The 18392-nt window shown below is 60.3% G+C and carries 18 protein-coding genes and 2 pseudogenes; 9 read left to right on the forward strand and 11 right to left on the reverse strand.

Annotated features, from left to right (window positions below; genetic code table 11):
• Nucleotides 1–147: 147 nt before the first annotated feature.
• Nucleotides 148–438, reverse strand: a pseudogene (locus tag PSH84_RS02815) (hypothetical protein); the annotation flags it as partial.
• A gap of 467 nt (nucleotides 439–905) precedes the next feature.
• Between PSH84_RS02815 and PSH84_RS02820 the strand changes: the two are divergent.
• Complete coding sequence (locus PSH84_RS02820) at nucleotides 906–1532, forward strand: response regulator transcription factor (protein WP_053124532.1); 627 nt, start codon at nucleotides 906–908, stop codon at nucleotides 1530–1532.
• A gap of 54 nt (nucleotides 1533–1586) precedes the next feature.
• Here the strand turns inward: PSH84_RS02820 and PSH84_RS02825 are convergent, their stop codons facing one another.
• The 8 genes and pseudogenes from PSH84_RS02825 to metG all read right to left on the reverse strand — a co-directional run bounded on the left by PSH84_RS02825 (nucleotide 1587) and on the right by metG (nucleotide 8378).
• Nucleotides 1587–1769: a PA3496 family putative envelope integrity protein gene (locus PSH84_RS02825; protein ID WP_003204937.1), complete on the reverse strand. Its 183-nt coding sequence runs from the start codon at nucleotides 1767–1769 to the stop codon at nucleotides 1587–1589.
• Between the two features lie 107 nt (nucleotides 1770–1876).
• Nucleotides 1877–2515 (reverse strand): endonuclease III, encoded by a 639-nt coding sequence (gene nth, locus PSH84_RS02830; protein ID WP_053124528.1) that lies wholly within the window; start codon nucleotides 2513–2515, stop codon nucleotides 1877–1879.
• On the reverse strand, nucleotides 2512–3045 hold the full coding sequence (locus PSH84_RS02835; protein ID WP_305482256.1) for an Rnf-Nqr domain containing protein: 534 nt from the start codon (nucleotides 3043–3045) through the stop codon (nucleotides 2512–2514). The genes nth and PSH84_RS02835 overlap by 4 nt, the downstream gene beginning before the upstream one ends.
• Nucleotides 3038–3649, reverse strand: a complete 612-nt coding sequence (locus PSH84_RS02840; protein ID WP_305482257.1) for an RnfABCDGE type electron transport complex subunit G — start codon at nucleotides 3647–3649, stop codon at nucleotides 3038–3040. The genes PSH84_RS02835 and PSH84_RS02840 overlap by 8 nt, the downstream gene beginning before the upstream one ends.
• Entirely contained in the window at nucleotides 3646–4626 is a 981-nt protein-coding gene (locus PSH84_RS02845; RefSeq protein ID WP_305482258.1) for an RnfABCDGE type electron transport complex subunit D, read from the reverse strand. Before PSH84_RS02845 ends, PSH84_RS02840 begins: the two co-directional genes overlap by 4 nt.
• Complete coding sequence (rsxB, locus tag PSH84_RS02850; protein WP_305482259.1) at nucleotides 4613–5632, reverse strand: electron transport complex subunit RsxB; 1020 nt, start codon at nucleotides 5630–5632, stop codon at nucleotides 4613–4615. The genes PSH84_RS02845 and rsxB overlap by 14 nt, the downstream gene beginning before the upstream one ends.
• Nucleotides 5629–6201 (reverse strand): Rnf-Nqr domain containing protein, encoded by a 573-nt coding sequence (locus PSH84_RS02855; RefSeq protein ID WP_305482260.1) that lies wholly within the window; start codon nucleotides 6199–6201, stop codon nucleotides 5629–5631. Before PSH84_RS02855 ends, rsxB begins: the two co-directional genes overlap by 4 nt.
• Nucleotides 6202–6331: 130 nt before the next feature.
• A pseudogene (gene metG, locus PSH84_RS02860) lies at nucleotides 6332–8378 on the reverse strand (methionine--tRNA ligase).
• 331 nt (nucleotides 8379–8709) lie between these two features.
• Between metG and apbC the strand changes: the two are divergent.
• Entirely contained in the window at nucleotides 8710–9804 is a 1095-nt protein-coding gene (gene apbC, locus PSH84_RS02865) for an iron-sulfur cluster carrier protein ApbC (RefSeq protein WP_122569337.1), read from the forward strand.
• Nucleotides 9805–9958: 154 nt separating this feature from the next.
• Here the strand turns inward: apbC and PSH84_RS02870 are convergent, their stop codons facing one another.
• Nucleotides 9959–10717: an SDR family oxidoreductase gene (locus tag PSH84_RS02870; RefSeq protein WP_122569336.1), complete on the reverse strand. Its 759-nt coding sequence runs from the start codon at nucleotides 10715–10717 to the stop codon at nucleotides 9959–9961.
• Between the two features lie 164 nt (nucleotides 10718–10881).
• Here PSH84_RS02870 and PSH84_RS02875 point away from each other — a divergent pair, with 164 nt between their 5' ends.
• The 4 genes from PSH84_RS02875 (at nucleotide 10882) to groL (ending at nucleotide 14387) form a co-directional block, all read left to right on the forward strand.
• Nucleotides 10882–11613 carry a HugZ family pyridoxamine 5'-phosphate oxidase gene (locus PSH84_RS02875; protein WP_122569335.1) on the forward strand — a complete coding sequence of 244 codons (732 nt, stop codon included), beginning with the start codon at nucleotides 10882–10884 and terminating at the stop codon, nucleotides 11611–11613.
• Between the two features lie 66 nt (nucleotides 11614–11679).
• Nucleotides 11680–12156: an FxsA family protein gene (locus PSH84_RS02880; protein ID WP_305468200.1), complete on the forward strand. Its 477-nt coding sequence runs from the start codon at nucleotides 11680–11682 to the stop codon at nucleotides 12154–12156.
• A gap of 244 nt (nucleotides 12157–12400) precedes the next feature.
• Nucleotides 12401–12694 carry a co-chaperone GroES gene (locus tag PSH84_RS02885; RefSeq protein ID WP_024619193.1) on the forward strand — a complete coding sequence of 98 codons (294 nt, stop codon included), beginning with the start codon at nucleotides 12401–12403 and terminating at the stop codon, nucleotides 12692–12694.
• 49 nt (nucleotides 12695–12743) lie between these two features.
• Entirely contained in the window at nucleotides 12744–14387 is a 1644-nt protein-coding gene (gene groL, locus PSH84_RS02890; RefSeq protein WP_053124505.1) for a chaperonin GroEL, read from the forward strand.
• A gap of 194 nt (nucleotides 14388–14581) precedes the next feature.
• On the opposite strand, the gene PSH84_RS02895 is transcribed toward groL, so the two are convergent.
• The gene (locus tag PSH84_RS02895) at nucleotides 14582–15325 is read right to left on the reverse strand and encodes a phosphatase PAP2 family protein (RefSeq protein WP_305482261.1); all 744 of its coding nucleotides are present in this window, start codon (nucleotides 15323–15325) and stop codon (nucleotides 14582–14584) included.
• Between the two features lie 329 nt (nucleotides 15326–15654).
• Here PSH84_RS02895 and colR point away from each other — a divergent pair, with 329 nt between their 5' ends.
• From colR to PSH84_RS02910, 3 genes are all read left to right on the forward strand, one after another.
• On the forward strand, nucleotides 15655–16338 hold the full coding sequence (gene colR, locus PSH84_RS02900) for a two-component system response regulator ColR (protein ID WP_024779529.1): 684 nt from the start codon (nucleotides 15655–15657) through the stop codon (nucleotides 16336–16338).
• Nucleotides 16328–17605 (forward strand): sensor histidine kinase, encoded by a 1278-nt coding sequence (locus PSH84_RS02905; RefSeq protein ID WP_122569332.1) that lies wholly within the window; start codon nucleotides 16328–16330, stop codon nucleotides 17603–17605. Before colR ends, PSH84_RS02905 begins: the two co-directional genes overlap by 11 nt.
• 114 nt (nucleotides 17606–17719) lie before the next feature.
• A complete protein-coding gene (locus PSH84_RS02910) occupies nucleotides 17720–18388 on the forward strand; it encodes a class I SAM-dependent methyltransferase (protein WP_122569331.1) in 669 nt (222 codons plus the stop codon).
• Nucleotides 18389–18392 lie beyond the last annotated feature (4 nt).

The raw sequence follows: 18392 nt of genomic DNA on the forward strand, positions 1-18392 counted from the left end.
GACGTACACGACGGTGCCGACGTGCTTCAAATGCTCCGATCGACAAGTCCCGATCAAGCGCTGGGATTGGCTGCATAAGATACAAAGGGCGTCCGGCGATTCACGCCTGTGTCGATGAAGGCATATCAGCAGCCGTGGGTCCTTGCCTGTCCGGCGCAGCATTCGTTTACGCCGACCGGTCGCGTCATCCATGGTCTTTATGAAGTGCTTGCTCTTGCGAAAATCAGAAGGTGAATACAAGGAACGATAATTGAAGTTGAGCGTGATGAAAAAAAGCAGCAATAGATAAAACGGAAAGCTGATCAGGAACCAAAGGTAATACTCACGATCCTGGTCATCCAGGAAAGGCAGGGAAATCGCCGCGGAAGTTTCGGATAAAGTTGCGAATATGGCGATAAGGGTCATGGGGTTGGTGATGGTTTTCAAAGGTTTGTTCATGGTTAATGCTCATGGAATATTCATGCTCGGTGAGTAGGTTGAAAAAGAGTGTCGGTGGTTAATAAGGGCTCGATGCAGCTGTCAGGAGCGCTAATATTTAATATCAGCTATCCGGGTGTCTTTTATATATGAATTCCTATTGCTGAAGTGAAGTACGGCTGTTTTAACAGTAAATAATTCGGTTACTCTTTATGAGTAAAGAGCATTTCGATGGCCGGTCCGCAGACAGGTAGCGCGGTGAAAGGGTGCATTATTCATAGAGGTAGCGGATTGTTAAAGGTGGTCAGTCCATCTCTGTGAAAAATTCAGGACACATTTTTCCCCGCGGAATTTGTAGGAATTTTCTGTATAGCTTGTAGGTTCTGTCTCTCGGTGCGAGCGGTCAGGGGGGAGCGGCATGCCAAGGTAGAAATGACTAGGCTATTGTGCGTGCTCTAAAAATTCGAACAGCGAAGTTGGATTTGCCCATGAATAAAGTGCTGATCGTGGATGATCATCCCGTCATTCGTCTTGCTGTACGTTTGCTGATGGAGCGTCATGGTTATGAGGTCGTTGCCGAAACCGACAACGGCGTCGATGCGTTACAACTTGCTCGTGAACTTATGCCCGATATCGTCATTCTCGATATCGGTATTCCGAAACTGGACGGGTTGGAGGTCATTGCCCGTTTGACGGCCATCCCTTCGTCAATGAAGGTGTTGGTGCTGACTTCTCAGGCGCCCGGACATTTTTCGATGCGCTGCATGCAGACAGGGGCGGCCGGGTATGTCTGCAAGCAACAGGACCTTACCGAGTTATTGAGTGCTATCAAGGCTGTTCTGTCCGGTTACAGTTACTTTCCGAACCAGGCACTGCATACGGTGCGATCAAGTCTGGGTAACGCCAGTGAGTCCGATATGGTCGATCGGTTATCGGGGCGGGAGATGATGGTCTTGCAGCAACTGGCGCGCGGCAAGACCAACAAGGAAATCGCCGATGGAATGTTCTTGAGCAACAAGACCGTCAGTACTTACAAGACTCGTCTGTTATTGAAGCTCAATGCCCGTTCGCTGGTCGACCTGATCGAGCTGGCGCAGCGCAATGGGTTGGTGTGAGGCTTCTGTCACGCGTACTCAGTAAAAAGCCTCCATCAGGGAGGCTTTTACGTGTCAGAGGTCAAAGTCGTAATCGGCCAGTTGCTTCTGTAAACGACGCTCTTCCAGCAGGTTATCGATGGTGCGGCGCTTGCTCAGGTTGGTTTTCGCCACTTCCACGACCACAGGTTCGACGTCGTCGGCCTCAGCGGCGATGAATTCGTCTTCTACATCCAGTTGTTCTTTGCCAGCACTCATGGGTTCGACTCCAGGCTAAGACTGCCATTGGCGCTCCTTATATCGATAAACCACGGGCGGGTAAAAAAGATTTTTTCAATCGATGGATCGATAAAAGCAATAGCGCCTCAATCGTCAGAGGTCTTGTGCTTGTATTCGCATAAATCTTCGATTCGGCAGCTGCCGCAGCGGGGCTTGCGCGCCAGGCAGACGTAGCGTCCATGGAGGATGAGCCAGTGATGGGAGTCCAGCAGGTATTCCTTGGGGACAAATTTCATCAGCTTCTTCTCCACTTCCACCACGTTTTTGCCGGGGGCCAACCCGGTACGGTTGCTGACGCGGAAAATGTGGGTGTCGACCGCCATGGTCAACTGCCGGAATGCGGTGTTGAGCACGACGTTGGCGGTTTTGCGGCCAACACCCGGAAGGGCCTCCAGCGCTTCACGGGTCTGCGGGATTTCACTGCCGTGGCGCTCGATCAGCAGGCGGCAGGTTTCGATCACGTTCTTGGCCTTGCTGTTGAACAGGCCGATGGTCTTGATGTACTCGGACAACCCTTCAACGCCCAGGGCGTAGATTGCTTCCGGGGTGTTGGCAACCGGGAACAATTTAGCCGTGGCCTTGTTGACGCCGACGTCGGTGGACTGGGCCGACAGGATGACCGCGATCAGCAACTCGAACGGCGAGGAATAGGCCAGTTCGGTTTTCGGTTCCGGGTTGTCCTCGTGAAAGCGACGGAATATTTCCAGGCGTTTTGCGGCGTTCATGGGCGCGGCGTTTCCTCGGTGGTTGAAGGGGATTTGGCTGCCGTCCAGGCCTGTCGGGCCGCCAACAGCAGCCCGAGCAGAATGAACCCACCCGGGGCGAGCGAGGCCAGGGGGAGACCGCTGCCGATCAGCTCGCGCAGGGTGCCCAGGCTGATCATCAAGAGACCGAACACCCCAGCCAGCCTGAGGCGTCCAGGCCAGCGCGCTTCAACGAAGAAACCCGCATGCTCCAGCGCCACGCAGCTCAGGGCGATCCAGCCCAGGTACAGGCTCAGCGATCGATACGGTTCCAGCGTCCAGGCCTGGATGATCAAGCCTGTGCAAGTGGTCAGGGTGGCGGCCAGCACAATGGCGGCGAGCAGCCGTTGCCCGGCTGTCAGGCGCTGCCGGACAAGCCCCATCGCCAAGCCTTGGCAGAAGAGAATCAAGGCCCAGGCCAGCCATAGCACCAGTGCACCCATCAGCGAATCGCTGGCGCCAACCAGCGGGACGAGCAGCAGGCCATGTGTCAGGCCCCATGGTTTATTCATTGGCAGGCACTCCCATCAACTGAGCCTTGTGCTCGTCGAAGTAACGCAACGCGTCGTGAACCGCCTGGAGCACCGCCCGGGACGTTACCGTTGCGCCGGCCAGTTGATCGAACTGACCCTGGTCCTTTTTCAAAGCCCAGCCGCTGTCGTCAGGCGCCTGGCGTGATTTGCCGGTGAAGGTCTGCAACCAGGCGTTCGGCCAGCCGGCAATCGCCGCGCCCAACCCGGATGTCTCGGCTTGGCGCAGCGTCTTGACGCCCAGCAGCCGGCCCTGTGGGTCGATGGCGACCAGCAATTCGATGCTGCCTTCATAGCCCAGCGCCTGGCTACGCAGCAGCACGGCGCTGGGCTGGCCGTTGCGGGTCGCCAGGTAACCGTCCAGCAGCGTGCTATGGGCCAAGGGTACCGAGGCGGTGAAAACCGGGTTCGCCAACGGCTGATTGTCATAGCGGTCAGTGGGCAGTACCTCAAGCAAGGTCCTGTTCGCCAACGCTTGCCGCTGGGCCTCGATACGCTCGGCGGTGCCGAGGTGTGTGAGGTAAGTGGCACCGCTACCGAGGCCGATCAACAGGATCAGGGTTGCCACGCCGCCGGGATTCTTCATGTCAGTGGTCGCCGTTGTCGCGCCTCGGCAAACCGGTCCAGTGCCGGCACGCCGAGGTTCATCAGCAGCACCGCGAACGCCACGCCATCCGGGTAGCCGCCCCAGGTGCGGATCAGGTAGACCAGCAGCCCCATGCTCGCGCCAAACAGCAAGCGGGCGAGCGGGGCCTTGGCACCTGAGACCGGTTCGGTGGCGATAAAAAACGCGCCGAGCATGGTCGCGCCGCTGAACAGATGAAACAGCGGTGAGCCGTGGGAGTCGGAGCCCGAGCCGTTCCAGCACAACAGGCTGACGATGAACAGGCTCGCCAGCAGGCCCACCGGCGCATGCCAACTGAACACCCGTTGCTGCAACAGAAACAGGCCGCCTGCCAGGAAAGCCAGATTGACCCATTCGGCACCGCGGCCACCGAAACGCCCGAACGCCGGATTGCTGGCGAACAGTTCATCGATGGTCAGGCTCGTGTTGGTCCGCAGGCTGTCCAGAGCGGTGGCTCCGGCCCAGGCATCGGGCGCCGGATGGGTGCCGAACACCTGTTGCAGACCTTCAAGCAGGCCCATGCCGTGGGGCGCCGGACTCATATGGGCGGGAAACGCCACCAGCACCAGGGCGTACCCGAGCATCGCCGGGTTGAACGGGTTGCTGCCGACGCCGCCCCACAGGTGTTTGCCGAACAGCAAGGCGCAGGCGGCCGCCGTGACGGTCAGCCACCAGGGACAATACGCCGGCAAGGCCAGGGCCAGCAGCGTGGCACTGACCAGCGCGCTGCCATCGTTGAGCTCGGGTTTGAGCGGCCGGCGGCGCAAACGCAGAATCCACGCTTCGACCGCCAGCGCGGTAAAGCCGGACAACAGCAGGTTGAGCGCCACGCCCCAGCCCTGGAACCACAGCAACGCCAGCACGCCGGGCAGTGTCGCCAGCAACACCCGCATCATCGCGGGCCGCAGCCGTTCGTCCACCGGCTCAGGAAGCGGCATGGACGTCCACCTGGCGTTCGGCATCCTTCACTGCTTGCTCCAACGCCTGCAGCTGTTCGTCCGAGGCCGCTGCCGTGCGGGCTTTGCTGAGTTCGGCGCGGCGCATCGCCAGTTGGATCTTGGCCCGCTTCAGTTCGGCGCTTTGTGCCGGCGGCGGTGCTGGTGCTGGAGTGGTCGCTGGCGCGGCGTTCTCCAGTTGGCTCAGGGCCTGCTCGGCTGCTTCGAACTGGCGTTGCAGCACAATCAGTTGCGACTGCTGTTCGAAGGTCGGCGGATGGCCGAACGCTTTCAAGGATTTGTTCAACTGCGCCCGGCTCATGGCCAAGTCAACCTTGGCTTTTTTCAAGGCAGCATCGGCGGTGGCGGCTTTTTGCGTGCGCACGCGTTCCAGTGCGGCTTGTACGGGGTCGAGCGGCTGCTCCTGTTCCTTGGCCTGTGCTGCGCGTTGGGTTCGAGCCAGGCGTTCGGCCTGGCGTTGTTCTTCTTCGCGGCGCAGGCGCGCATTGCGCTGTTCGAAGCGACGCCGGGCGTGATTGCGCTTGGCGGTTCGCGCCTGTTGCTCGGCGGCGCTGAAGGCCAAGCCGCCGACAATCGGCAACACGCTTGCCGTCGGCAGCGGCCGCATCTCGATGCAGTCGACCGGGCAGGGCGCTACGCACAGGTCGCAACCGGTGCATTCATCGATAAGGACGGTGTGCATCAGCTTGGCCGCACCGACAATCGCGTCCACCGGACAGGCCTGGATGCACTTGGTGCACCCGATGCATTCGGCTTCGCGGATAAAGGCGATTTGCGCCGGGGCCGCACCGCGGCTGGTGTCCAGTTCCAGCACCGGTATGTTCATCAGCTCGGCCAGGGCCGCGATGGTTTCGCGTCCACCGGGCGGGCATTTGTTGATCGGCTCGCCCTGGGCGATGCCTTCGGCGTAGGGCTTGCACCCGGGGTGGCCGCATTTGCCGCATTGGGTCTGCGGCAGCAGGGCGTCGATACGTTGAATCAGGCTCATGTTTTGACCAGCCCGCGCAATCCGAGAAAGGCCACCGCCATCAGTCCGGCGCTGATCAACTGAATCGGCAGGCCCCGAAAGGGCAAGGCAATAGCGTTATTGAAGGTGCGCTGGCGCAGATCCTCGAACAGGCTCAGCACCAGCCAGAAGCCCAGCCCGGCACCCAGCCCCAGCGCCACGGCGTGGCCCAGGCCTCGGTCTTCCTGACCGTTGAGCAACGTGACGCCCAGGATGCCGGCATTGCCGAGCAGCAGCGGCCACAACCCATCGAACGGCATTGCTGGCAGCCAGCGTGTCAGCAGGCGCAGCAAGGGCTCGATCAGCAAGATGTTCAAGGACAGCCAGACCAACAGGCGCAGGGATGTCAGGTTTGTCGGCACGAGTAGCCCATGATCGACCAGATAGCCCAGGGTGCCGACGATCAACATCAGGCACGTCGTTGCCACGCCCAGGGCGTGCACCTGTTTTCTGCCGTTGGCCGCCAGCAGCGGATCGACGCCCAGCGGCCAATGCAACACCAGGTTGTTGATCAGGGCAGCGCTGAACAGCGTGAGGACGATTTCGGTCATGGGTGCGTGGGCGACAAAGGGCCTGTTACAAGATTAGGCATTATCCGGCACGCCGGGCGCGTGGGCCAGATATGAAAATCCCACAGTCACCTGCAAGGCGACTGTGGGATCGGTGCAGCACGCGGTCGCGTTACTTGATCCGCTGGCCCGGCTTGGCGCCACTGTCAGGGCTCAACAGGTAGATCTCCTCGCCGCCGGGGCCCGCCGCCATCACCATGCCTTCGGAGATACCGAAGCGCATTTTGCGCGGCTTGAGGTTGGCGATCATCATCGTCAATCGACCTTCGAGCTTGGCCGGGTCCGGGTAGGCACTCTTGATGCCGGAGAACACGTTGCGTTGCTCGTCGCCGATGTCCAAGATCAGGCGCAGCAGCTTGTCGGCCCCTTCGACGGCTTCGGCCTTGACGATCAGCGCCACGCGCAGGTCAACGGCGGCGAAGGGCGTCGAAGTCGATTTCCGGCGACAGCGGGTCCTTGGCCAGCTCGCCGTTGCCGGCAGGGGCGCCGGTGTCGGTCTGGCTGGCGGCCAGGTCTTCCTTGGAGGCGTCGACCATGGCTTGGACCTTGGCGGGGTCGATACGGGTCATCAACGGCTTGAACGCGTTCAGTTGATGGTTGCTCAGCAGGGTCTGGTGGTCGTTCCAGGTCAGCGGTGCAACGTTCAGGAATGCTTCGGCATCGGCGGCCAGCAACGGCAGCACCGGCTTGAGGAAGATCACCAACTGACGGAACAGGTTGATGCCCAAGGCGCAGATAGCCTGGACTTCGTCCTGCTTGCCTTCCTGCTTGGCCAGCGACCACGGGGCCTTGTCGGCGATCCAGGCGTTGGCGCGGTCGGCCAGGGCCATGATTTCGCGCATGGCGCGGGCAAAGTCGCGGCTCTCGTAGGCTTCGGCGATGCTTGGCGCGGCGGCCAGGAAGGCGTCGGTCAGTTCCGGCGCGGCGTTACCGGCGACCAGGACCCCAGCGTTGCCCTTGTGGATGAACCCGGCGCAACGGCTGGCAATGTTGACGACCTTGCCCACCAGGTCGGAGTTGACCTTCTGCACGAAGTCTTCGAGGTTCAGGTCCAGGTCGTCGACACCGCGGCCAAGCTTGGCAGCGTAGTAGTAGCGCAGGTATTCCGGGGACAGGTGGTCCAGGTAAGTCCGGGCCTTGATGAAGGTGCCGCGGGACTTGGACATTTTCTGGCCATTGACGGTCAGGTAGCCGTGGACGTTGATGCCGGTCGGCTTGCGGAAACCGGCGCCTTCGAGCATGGCGGGCCAGAACAGCGCGTGGAAGTTGACGATGTCCTTGCCGATGAAGTGATACACCTCGGCCGTGGAGTCCTTGCCCCAGAACGCGTCGAAGTCCAGCTCCGGCGTGCGGTCGCAAAGGTTCTTGAAACTCGCCATGTAGCCGATGGGCGCGTCCAGCCACACGTAGAAATACTTGCCGGGCTCGCCGGGGATTTCGAAGCCGAAGTACGGCGCGTCGCGGGAAATGTCCCACTCTTGCAGGCCGGAGTCGAGCCATTCGGCGAGCTTGTTGGCCACCGCGTCGTGCAACGTGCCGCTGCGGGTCCAGGTTTGCAGCATCGCCTGGAAATCCGGCAGCTTGAAGAAAAAGTGCTGGGAGTCCCTGAGCACCGGGGTGGCGCCGGAAATCGCCGATTTCGGGTCTTTCAGATCGGTCGGTGCGTAGGTGGCGCCGCATTTTTCGCAGTTGTCGCCGTACTGGTCTTCGGTGCCGCATTTCGGGCAGGTGCCCTTGATGAAGCGGTCGGCCAGGAACATGTTCTTTTCCGGGTCGAAATACTGGGTGACCGAACGGGTGGCGATGTGTCCGGCGTCACGCAGCTTCAGATAGATCTGGCTCGACAGCTCACGGTTTTCTTCGGCGTGAGTGGAGTGGAAGTTGTCGAAGTCCACCAGGAACTCGGCAAAGTCGGCGCTGTGTTCGGCCTGGACGTTGGCGATCAGTTGTTCCGGGGTGATGCCTTCCTTTTCCGCGCGCAGCATGATGGCCGAACCGTGGGCGTCGTCGGCGCAGACATAGATGCACTGGTTGCCGCGATGTTTCTGGAAGCGCGTCCACATATCGGTCTGGATGTATTCCAGCATATGGCCGAGGTGAATCGAACCATTGGCATAGGGCAGGGCGCTGGTGACGAGGATCTTGCGTGGCTCGGACATGGGGCTCGGCTACTTGATGAAACGGAGGTCGGCCACTATAAAGCGCCGGGAAATATATTTCACCCCACAGGCCTGTTTCCGGATGCATTGCTGATAGCCGCACAGGCACAACCGGTGGCGAGGGGATTGTGGGAGCAAAGCTTGCTCGCGAAACAGGCACCTCGATTTCTGAAAAATCCCATCGCCTGCATCGCGGGCAAGCCTTGCTCCCACACAGCGGGAGCAAGCTCCCTCGCCACGAGAGCGTTCGCGGCCCTTAATCGGGTCGCCACGCGGGAGCGCGGGGCGTAGGATAGCGGCCTGTTTTCAAGTCTTGCTATCGGAGTTGCCCATGAGCGCCGTCAACCGCGCAGCGGTGGAAACCGTCCTTCGCCAGTACACCGACCCCTACCTGAACCAGGATCCGGTCAGCGCCGGATGCGTGCGCGCCATCGATATCCAGGGCGATCGCGTCAATGTTCAGTTGGAGATCGGCTACGCCGCCGACCTGTTCAAGAGCGGCTGGGCGCAGATGCTGCAAATGGCGATCGAAGGCCTGGACGGCGTGACAGCCGCGACGGTCCAAGTCACCAGCGTGATCGCCGCGCATAAGGCCCAGGCGCAGGTGCCGGGGCTGGCCAATGTCAAGAATGTGATCGCCGTGGCCTCGGGCAAGGGCGGCGTGGGCAAGTCCACCACCGCCGCCAACCTGGCCCTGGCCCTGGCCCGTGAAGGGGCGAAGGTCGGGATTCTCGACGCGGACATCTACGGTCCGAGCCAGGGCATCATGTTCGGGATCGCCGAGGGTACCCGGCCGCAGATCAAGGACCAGAAGTGGTTCGTGCCGCTGCAATCCCATGGCGTGGAAGTCATGTCCATGGCCTTCCTGACCGACGACAACACGCCGATGGTCTGGCGCGGGCCGATGGTTTCCGGGGCCTTGCTGCAACTGGTCACGCAAACCGCGTGGGGCGACCTGGATTACCTGGTGATCGACATGCCGCCGGGCACTGGCGACATCCAGCTGACCCTGGCGCAGAAAGTCCCGGTGGCCGGCGCGGTGATCGTCACCACCCCTCAGGACTTGGCCCTGTTGGACGCGCGCAAGGGCGTGGAGATGTTCCGCAAGGTGAACATCCCGGTGCTGGGCGTGGTGGAGAACATGGCCGTGCACATCTGCTCCAATTGCGGACATGCCGAGCACCTGTTCGGCGAAGGTGGCGGGGAAAAACTGGCGACCCAGTACGGCGTCGAATTGCTGGCTTCGCTACCGCTGTCGATGGTGATCCGCGAACAGGCCGACGGCGGCAAGCCAACCGTCATCGCCGAGCCGGACAGCCAAATCGCCATGGTCTATCAGGAACTTGCCCGCCACGTGGGCGCGCGGATCGTGTTGCAGGAGGCCGCATCGCCGGCGATGCCGAACATCACTGTCAGCGATGATTGATGCTTGAAACACAATCCCATGGGGAGCAAGCCTGTGGGAGCACAGCTTGCTCGCGATGACGGCGTCACCTACAACACATCTGTTGGTTTTAAAACCGCTATCGCGAGCAAGCTGTGCTCCCACAGGCTCGCTCCCACACGGGGGGGCGCTGGGTCTAGATGCGCAACCCACCATCCATCTCCAGAATCCGACCGGTGTAGTAGTCGTTCTCGAAGATATACGCCGCCGAATGAGCAATCTCCTCCGGCTTGCCCATGCGCTTGAGCGGAATCCCCGAGGTCATTTTCTCCAGGGCCTCGGGTTTCATGCTCAGGGTCATCTCGGTTTCGATGAAGCCCGGGGCTATGCCGGCGACACGGATGCCGTAGCGCGCCAGCTCCTTGGCCCAGGTCACAGTGGCAGCGGCCACGCCAGCCTTGGCGGCCGAGTAGTTGGTTTGGCCGACGTTGCCGGCGCGGGAGATCGACGAAATGTTGATGATGGCGCCGCTGTTCTTCAGTTCGACCATTTTCGCCGCCACTTCACGGGTGCACAGGAACACACCGGTGAGGTTGACGTCGATCACCGCCTGCCACTGGGCCAGGCTCATCTTGGTCATTTCGCCGTCCTTGACCTTGAGCAGCAGGCCGTCGCGCAGGATCCCGGCGTTGTTGATCAACCCGTGGATCGCGCCGAAGTCCTCGGCCACCCGGGCAACCATGTCGGTCACTTGTTCTTCATTGGCGACGTTGCACAGGTAGGCACGCGCCTCGACGCCCTTGGCTGCGCAGGCGGCAACCGCCTGGTCGAGTTTTTCCTGATTGAGGTCCACCAGCGCGAGCTTGGCGCCTTTGTCCGCGAAATACTCGGCCATGGAGCGGCCCAGGCCCTGGCAACCGCCGGTGATAATGATTACTTTGTCAGTGAGTTGCATTCTCATGTCCAGATGGCGCAGCGGTGGAGGGGACCTGTTGGGAGGCCTCTCGATTTGCGACGGTGTAGCCCGACTGCACACGAGAACTGTCCCCTAGGTATATCGGAACATTACTCCAGTCGCCTGACCGTTTTCTAGACGAGTTTAATAAAAGGAGTCATAAATTGAGCGTTGAAGCTGCCAAGCATGCCCGGGAACTGCTGCTCAAGGAATACCGTGGAATGCTTTCCACTCATTCCAAGTCCATGCCAGGTTTTCCGTTCGGCTCCGTGGTGCCGTATTGCCTGGACGCACAAGGCCAGCCGCTGATCCTGATCAGCCGTATCGCCCAGCACACTCACAATCTGCAAAAAGACCCCAAGTGTTCGATGCTGGTGGGCGAGCGCGGTGCCGAGGACGTGCAGGCCGTGGGGCGCCTGACCTACCTGGCCGAAGCCCGGAAACTCGAAGACAACGCCGCCATCGAGGCGGCAGCCGAGCGTTATTACCGCTATTTCCCTGACTCGCAGAACTATCACAAGGCCCATGATTTCGATTTCTGGGTGCTCGAGCCGGTGCGCCATCGCTACATCGGCGGCTTTGGCGCCATTCACTGGATCGACCAGCTCACCCTGGCCAACCCCTTCGCCGGCAAAGCCGAAGCCAGCATGATCGAGCACATGAATGCCGATCACGCCAAAGCCATCGCTCATTACGTGGAGCTGGCCGGCCTGTCGAAAAGCGAACCGGCGCAACTGGTGGGCATCGACAGCGAGGGCATGCACCTGCGCATTGGCCAGGGCCTGCACTGGCTGGCGTTTGCGACGCCCTGCAACACCCCGACACAAGTGCGCGAAGCCTTGGTTTATCTGGCTCACGCCGAGCAATGGCCGAAAAATACCGTGGCTGATGCTTGAATTCACGAAAGGGCGACGTCATTTAAGGTTTCATAGCAAGGCATTCTTGCGTTGAGGAACCATTTGATGCGCCCTTTTTTGTTGCTCTTTCTGCTGTTCCCGGTGTTGGAGCTGTTCGTATTCGTCAAGGTCAGCGGTGCGATCGGGTTTTTCCCGGCGCTGTTGCTGGTCATTCTCGGCTCGATGCTCGGCGTGTTCGTGCTGCGCATCGCCGGCCTCGCCACGGCACTGCGTGCCCGTGAAAGCCTGAACCGTGGCGAGCTGCCCGCCCAGACCATGCTCGAAGGCCTGATGCTGGCCCTGGGTGGCGGCCTGTTGATCCTGCCCGGCTTTATCAGCGACGTGCTGGGCCTGGTCATGCTGTTGCCGTTCACCCGTCGGTTGCTGGCCAATAAAATGCGTCAGCGCGCCGAAGAGCAGGCGATGCGTCAGCGCGCCTTCGCCGATGACCTGCAATCCCGTGGCGGTCCGACTCCGCGTGAACCTGTGGGCCGCGAGCCCAACGTGATCGAAGGCGAGTTCGAACACCGCGACCCTCGGTAAAAACCAGCGACACGGCACCTTCCGGTGCCGTGTTCGTTTTTGGCTGCGTGAAGTAAAAAATTTCATACCCGGCCCTTGTAATCGGCTTGTGCGCCCTTATGTATGGGTCACCGCAAGGTTTCCGGTGGCAACACTGGACAGACTTCCGCGGTTCGCTTGACGAACCGCACCCGGCACCGCCGGATTCGTTAAACCCGCCGGGACTACACCGGCCGATGAAAACCACAATTAGGAGAGATCGACAATGAAGCTTCGTCCTCTGCATGACCGCGTCGTCGTCCGTCGCAGCGAAGAAGAAAAGAAAACCGCTGGCGGTATCGTCCTGCCAGGTTCGGCTGCTGAAAAGCCAAACCAGGGTGAAGTCCTCGCTGTAGGCCCAGGTAAAGCACTGGAAAACGGTGAAGTACGTGCGCTGTCCGTGAAAGTGGGTGACAAGGTTGTTTTCGGCCCTTACTCCGGTAGCAACACTGTGAAAGTTGATGGCGAAGACCTGCTGGTTATCGGCGAGAGCGAAATCCTCGCTGTTGTCGAAGGCTGATTCCCCGCTCATTTTTCCGCGACTACAAAGTATTTAAGGAATATCGATCATGGCTGCTAAAGAAGTTAAATTCGGCGATTCCGCCCGCAAGAAAATGCTCGCCGGTGTCAACGTCCTGGCTGACGCAGTAAAAGCGACCCTGGGCCCGAAAGGCCGTAACGTGATCATCGAGAAGAGCTTCGGCGCTCCGACCATCACCAAGGACGGCGTTTCCGTAGCCAAAGAAATCGAGCTCAAGGATCGTTTCGAAAACATGGGCGCGCAACTGGTCAAAGACGTTGCCTCCCGTGCCAACGATGACGCCGGTGACGGCACCACCACCGCGACCGTACTGGCTCAGTCTATCGTCAACGAAGGCCTGAAAGCCGTCGCTGCCGGCATGAACCCGATGGACCTCAAGCGCGGTATCGACAAGGCGACCATCGCCATCGTCAAAGAGTTGAAAGCCCTGTCCAAGCCATGCGCTGACACCAAGGCAATCGCTCAGGTCGGCACCATCTCGGCCAACTCCGACAACTCCATCGGTGACATCATTGCCGAAGCCATGGAAAAAGTCGGCAAAGAAGGCGTGATCACCGTTGAAGAAGGCTCGGGCCTGGAAAACGAACTGTCGGTTGTTGAAGGCATGCAGTTCGACCGTGGCTACCTGTCCCCGTACTTCGTCAACAAGCCGGACACCATGACCGCCGAGCTCGACGGCCCGCTGATCCTGCTGGTCGACAAGAAGATCTCGAACATCCGCGAAATGCTGCCCGTGCTGGAAGCCGTTGCCAAAGCCGGCCGCCCACTGCTGATCGTGGCTGAAGACGTTGAAGGCGAAGCCCTGGCGACCCTGGTTGTGAACAACATGCGTGGCATCGTTAAAGTCGCAGCCGTCAAGGCTCCAGGCTTCGGCGACCGTCGCAAGGCCATGCTGCAGGACATCGCCGTACTGACCGGCGGTACCGTTATCTCCGAAGAGATCGGCCTGAGCCTGGAAAGCACCACCCTGGAGCACCTGGGTAACGCCAAGCGCGTGATCCTGTCCAAGGAAAACACCACCGTGATCGACGGTGCCGGCGTCGAGGCTGACATCCAGGCTCGCGTGACCCAGATCCGCGCACAAGTGGCCGAGACTTCGTCCGACTACGACCGTGAAAAACTGCAAGAGCGCCTGGCCAAGCTGTCCGGCGGCGTTGCTGTGATCAAGGTTGGCGCTGGTTCCGAAGTTGAAATGAAAGAGAAGAAAGCCCGCGTTGAAGACGCCCTGCACGCGACCCGCGCAGCCGTTGAAGAAGGCGTGGTACCTGGCGGCGGCGTGGCACTGGTACGTGCCCTGCAAGCCATCAGCGAACTCAAAGGCGACAACGATGACCAGAACGTGGGCATCCAGTTGCTGCGTCGCGCTGTAGAAGCTCCGCTGCGCCAGATCGTTGCCAACTCCGGTGACGAGCCAAGCGTTGTGGTCGACAAGGTCAAGCAGGGTTCGGGTAACTACGGTTACAACGCTGCGACCGGCGAATACGGCGACATGATCGAAATGGGTATCCTGGACCCGGCCAAAGTGACTCGTTCGGCTCTGCAAGCGGCTTCGTCGATTGCCAGCCTGATGATCACCACCGAGGCGATGATCGCTGAAATCAAGGAAGACGCTCCAGCTGGCGGCGGTATGCCAGACATGGGCGGCATGGGTGGCATGGGCGGCATGATGTAAGCCAGCCTTACCCCTGTAGCGAAAACCCCGCCTGCGAAAGCAAGCGGGGTTTTTTATTGCCTTGGATTCATGACGCGGCGCCAATCCTCCTTCTGTGGGAGCGAGCTTGCTCGCGATAGCGGTAGATCAGTGCCTGATACATGAACTGACACACCGCTATCGCGAGCAAGCTCGCTCCCACATTTGAATCATGTTCAGGCGTTGGCGGGTTGGCTCAGCGCTACGCGATCAGCCCTGGCGGCCGGTCGGTACAGGATGTAGTAGTAACACCCCAGGCAAATCAGCCAACAGAACACCGCCGTCCACACGTTATGGGAAAAGAAGTGCGCCCCTTGCATCATCCGCCCCAGGGAAAACACCGTGCCCAGCGTGAAGGCGAGTATCAAGGCCCGGCGGGCCAGGCGCGGGCGGCGATCGCGCAGGACGAAGAACAGCGCAAACAGCGTGAACCCGGTGGCCGCGTGGCCGCCGGGCCAGCATCGGCCGGGTTTATCTGTGGCCGGGCGTGGGCTGAGCAGCTCACTGTAGGTTTCCTGGCCGCCGAATTCCTTCAGGCTCCAGGGGCATTGGACTGCCGTCACGGCTTTCATCGGCGTGACGAAGGACGTCGCCAGTGCCAGGGACAACACCAGGCAGCCCAGTTCCCGCTTGAACGGTTTGAGCCGGGCGATGAAAAACGTACCGATGAAGCCGAGGATCGCCAGCACGGAGAACACGATCACCACCTCTTTGGCTCGATCGTGGAGGATGTCCTCCAGAAAAAAACTGTGCCGACCGATAAAGCCACCCGCCATCGGGTCGTAAAACAGCTTGGCCAGGTCCATGTCCAGGGTGGTCAGTTCCAGCAGTACCAGAATGACCGCGACAACGGCAGGCAGGCCCAAGGCAATCCATAAATTCAGCGGTCTGGAAGCGGGGCGGATGGCGGTGGAGACCATGGCAATACCTTTGATGGGAGTTTTCGTAATCAGCGCGTTGCGCAGTCTGGTCTGCGTTGCGTTCGGGCGGTGTGAATGTTGGGTGAAAAACTCGTCAATACCCGCGCAGTCCAGTTCCTGGGTGCACTTGCCTTTTGTGGGAGCGAGCTTGCTCGCGAAAGCGTCGGCACATCCAATATTGATGGGACTGACCCACCGCTATCGCGAGCAAGCTCGCTCCCACAAGGGACCACGCGCTGCCACAGCTGATACAACCCTAGCCGTGAGCCACGCTTGGCCGTAAGCTGCGCGGGCCAAGCCAGCCGTTAACTGTGTACGCAGAGGTGCCCATGCGAATTCTATTGGTCGAAGACAACCGCGATATCCTGGCCAACCTGGCCGATTACCTGGGGCTCAAGGGCTACACCGTTGATTGTGCCCAGGACGGTTTGTCGGGGTTGCATCTGGCGGCGACCGAACACTACGACCTGATCGTGCTCGATATCATGCTGCCGGGCATCGACGGCTACACCTTGTGCAAGCGTCTGCGCGAAGACGCCCGGCGCGATACGCCGGTGATCATGCTCACCGCCCGGGATCAGTTGGACGATCGCCTGCAGGGCTTCAAGTCCGGGGCCGATGACTACCTGATCAAACCGTTTGCCCTGTCGGAACTGGCGGCGCGGATCGAAGCCGTCATGCGTCGGGCCCAGGGCGGTGGCCGCCGTGCCTTGCAGGTCGGCGACCTGAGCTACGACCTCGATACCCTGGAAGTGACCCGTGAAGGCAAGCTGCTCAAGCTCAACCCCGTGGGCCTGAAGCTGCTGGCGGTACTGATGCAGAAAAGTCCCCACGTGTTGCGCCGCGAAATCCTTGAAGAAGCGTTGTGGGGTGACGATTGCCCGGACAGCGACAGCTTGCGCAGCCACGTCCATCAACTGCGCCAGGTGATCGACAAACCGTTCGAAAAACCGTTGTTGCACACCGTGCATGGCGTCGGCTATCGCCTGGCCGAGGGCCGCGATGGAGTTTAAGCAGAGCCTTGCCCAACGGATCATCATCGCGTTTGCGCTGATGAGCGCATTGGTGGCTGGCGCGTTCGCCATGGGTATCGTGGCGACCGTCCATTTGGTTGAAGAGAAATTGATTTCCGCCGGGCTTGGCGGCGATCTGCAACGCCTGTTGTTGATGGACAGCGTCTCGGACTGGAACCACCGGCCGGAACCTGACCAATTGTTTTATTTCAGTGGTGGTCCGGGAGACTTCGAGTTGCCCAAGGATTTACGCCATCTGGAGCGCGGTTTCCACGAGGTGTTTCGCGAGCAATTGTCCTATCACGCCATGGTCGAGATCGTTGACGGCCGGCACTACGTATTGCTGCAAGACCAGAGCGACTTCGAAGAGCGCGAACGGGTGCTGTTTGCCGTGGTGCTGGTTGGTTTCGTGCTCAGCCTGGCGCTGGCGGTATTTTTGGGCTGGGTCCTGGCACGCCGGGTGATGGCGCCGGTGGTTCGCCTGGCCCGGCAAGTGCGCCATCGCGACCAGCTCCTCGGCCTCGCGCCGCCGTTGGCCCCGGATTATGCCGCCGATGAGGTGGGTGAGCTGGCCGTGGCGTTCGATGCCACACTGGGGCGCTTGCGCCAGGCCCTGACCCGCGAGCGGTTGTTTACCAGCGACGTGAGCCACGAGTTGCGCACACCGTTGATGGTCCTGGCGACCTCTTGCGAGTTGCTGCTGGAAAACCCGGCGCTGGACCCGCGCGGTCGTACCCAGGTCGAACGCATCAATCGGGCCAGTGAAGAGATGCGTGAGCTAGTGCAGACTTTCCTGATGCTCGCCAGGTCCGAACGTGAAGACAACGGCATGTCGCCGCGGCTGACCCTGGGGCAGGTGGCCGAGAATCTCCTCGGTGTGTGGCGCGGGCCCATCGAATCCAAAGGCCTGACGTTGATCTTCGAGCCCGGGCAAACTGTCGACACCCTGTATAACGCCACGTTCCTGACGGCGGTGATGGGCAATCTGTTGCGCAACGCCCTGCACTACACCGATCAGGGCTTCATCCGCCTTTCACTGACCACCACCGGATTTGTGGTCGAGGACAGCGGCGTGGGTATTCCTGAGGAAAAACGCGAGGCGATGTTCGAGCCGTTTGTGCGCGGTAATGAAAAACGCGGTGAGGGTCTGGGGCTGGGCTTGTCCCTGGTACAGCGCATTTGCGAGAACCAGGCTTGGACCGTCAGCCTCAGTACGATGGAGCCCAATGGTTGCCACTTCGAGGTGGAATTGAATCCAAGGGGCTAGGCCTCCGGACCGAAAAGTCTTGTAAACATTGGAGCGTTTGCCTGACTTAATTTTCACAAAGGCATGACATTCCGATTCATAAGGTGGGGCCGATCAGTCATTGAGGCCCCGCTAATGTCCAAACCCATCAAGCTGGATTTTTCCGAAAAATACGACGAGCAGCACGCCAGGGAATATTTTCACAAGCATCGCCGCGGCTTGAGTCGCCGTCTTTCCAACCAGCGAGACCAACAATTGGCCCGACGTGCATTGACACTCGTCGGAGATCCCGGCCTGGTCCTGGACCTGCCCTGCGGTGCCGGGCGCTTCTGGTCCTTGTTGGCCGAAAAACCGAACCGGGTCATCATCGGCGCGGACAATTCCGAAGCCATGCTCAATACCGCGTTGGAGGCTCAACCGACGGATGTCGTAAAACGGGTACGGCCCTTGCACACTTCTGCGTTCGACATCGCCTTACCTGATAACGCCGTCGACAGCATTTTTTGTATGCGCCTGTTGCATCACATCGGTGAACCCGCGCATCGACTGGCGATTCTGAAGGAGTTCGAGCGTGTCAGTCGTGACAGCGTGATCGTTTCATTGTGGGTCGATGGCAATTTCAAGGCCTGGAAACGCAAGCGCCTGGAGCGCACCCGTGGGCAGAAAGACTACCAGAATCGATTTGTGTTACCGACTGATACAGTTGAAGGGGAGTTTCGGCAGGCCGGGTTTCGCATTCAGGAACGACTGGATTTCCTACCGCTCTATGCCATGTGGCGAGTTTATGTATTACGCAAGAGGTAAAGGC

It is taken from the genome of Pseudomonas beijingensis, from assembly GCF_030687295.1.
In the GTDB taxonomy this organism is placed as follows: Bacteria; Pseudomonadota; Gammaproteobacteria; order Pseudomonadales; family Pseudomonadaceae; genus Aquipseudomonas; species Aquipseudomonas beijingensis.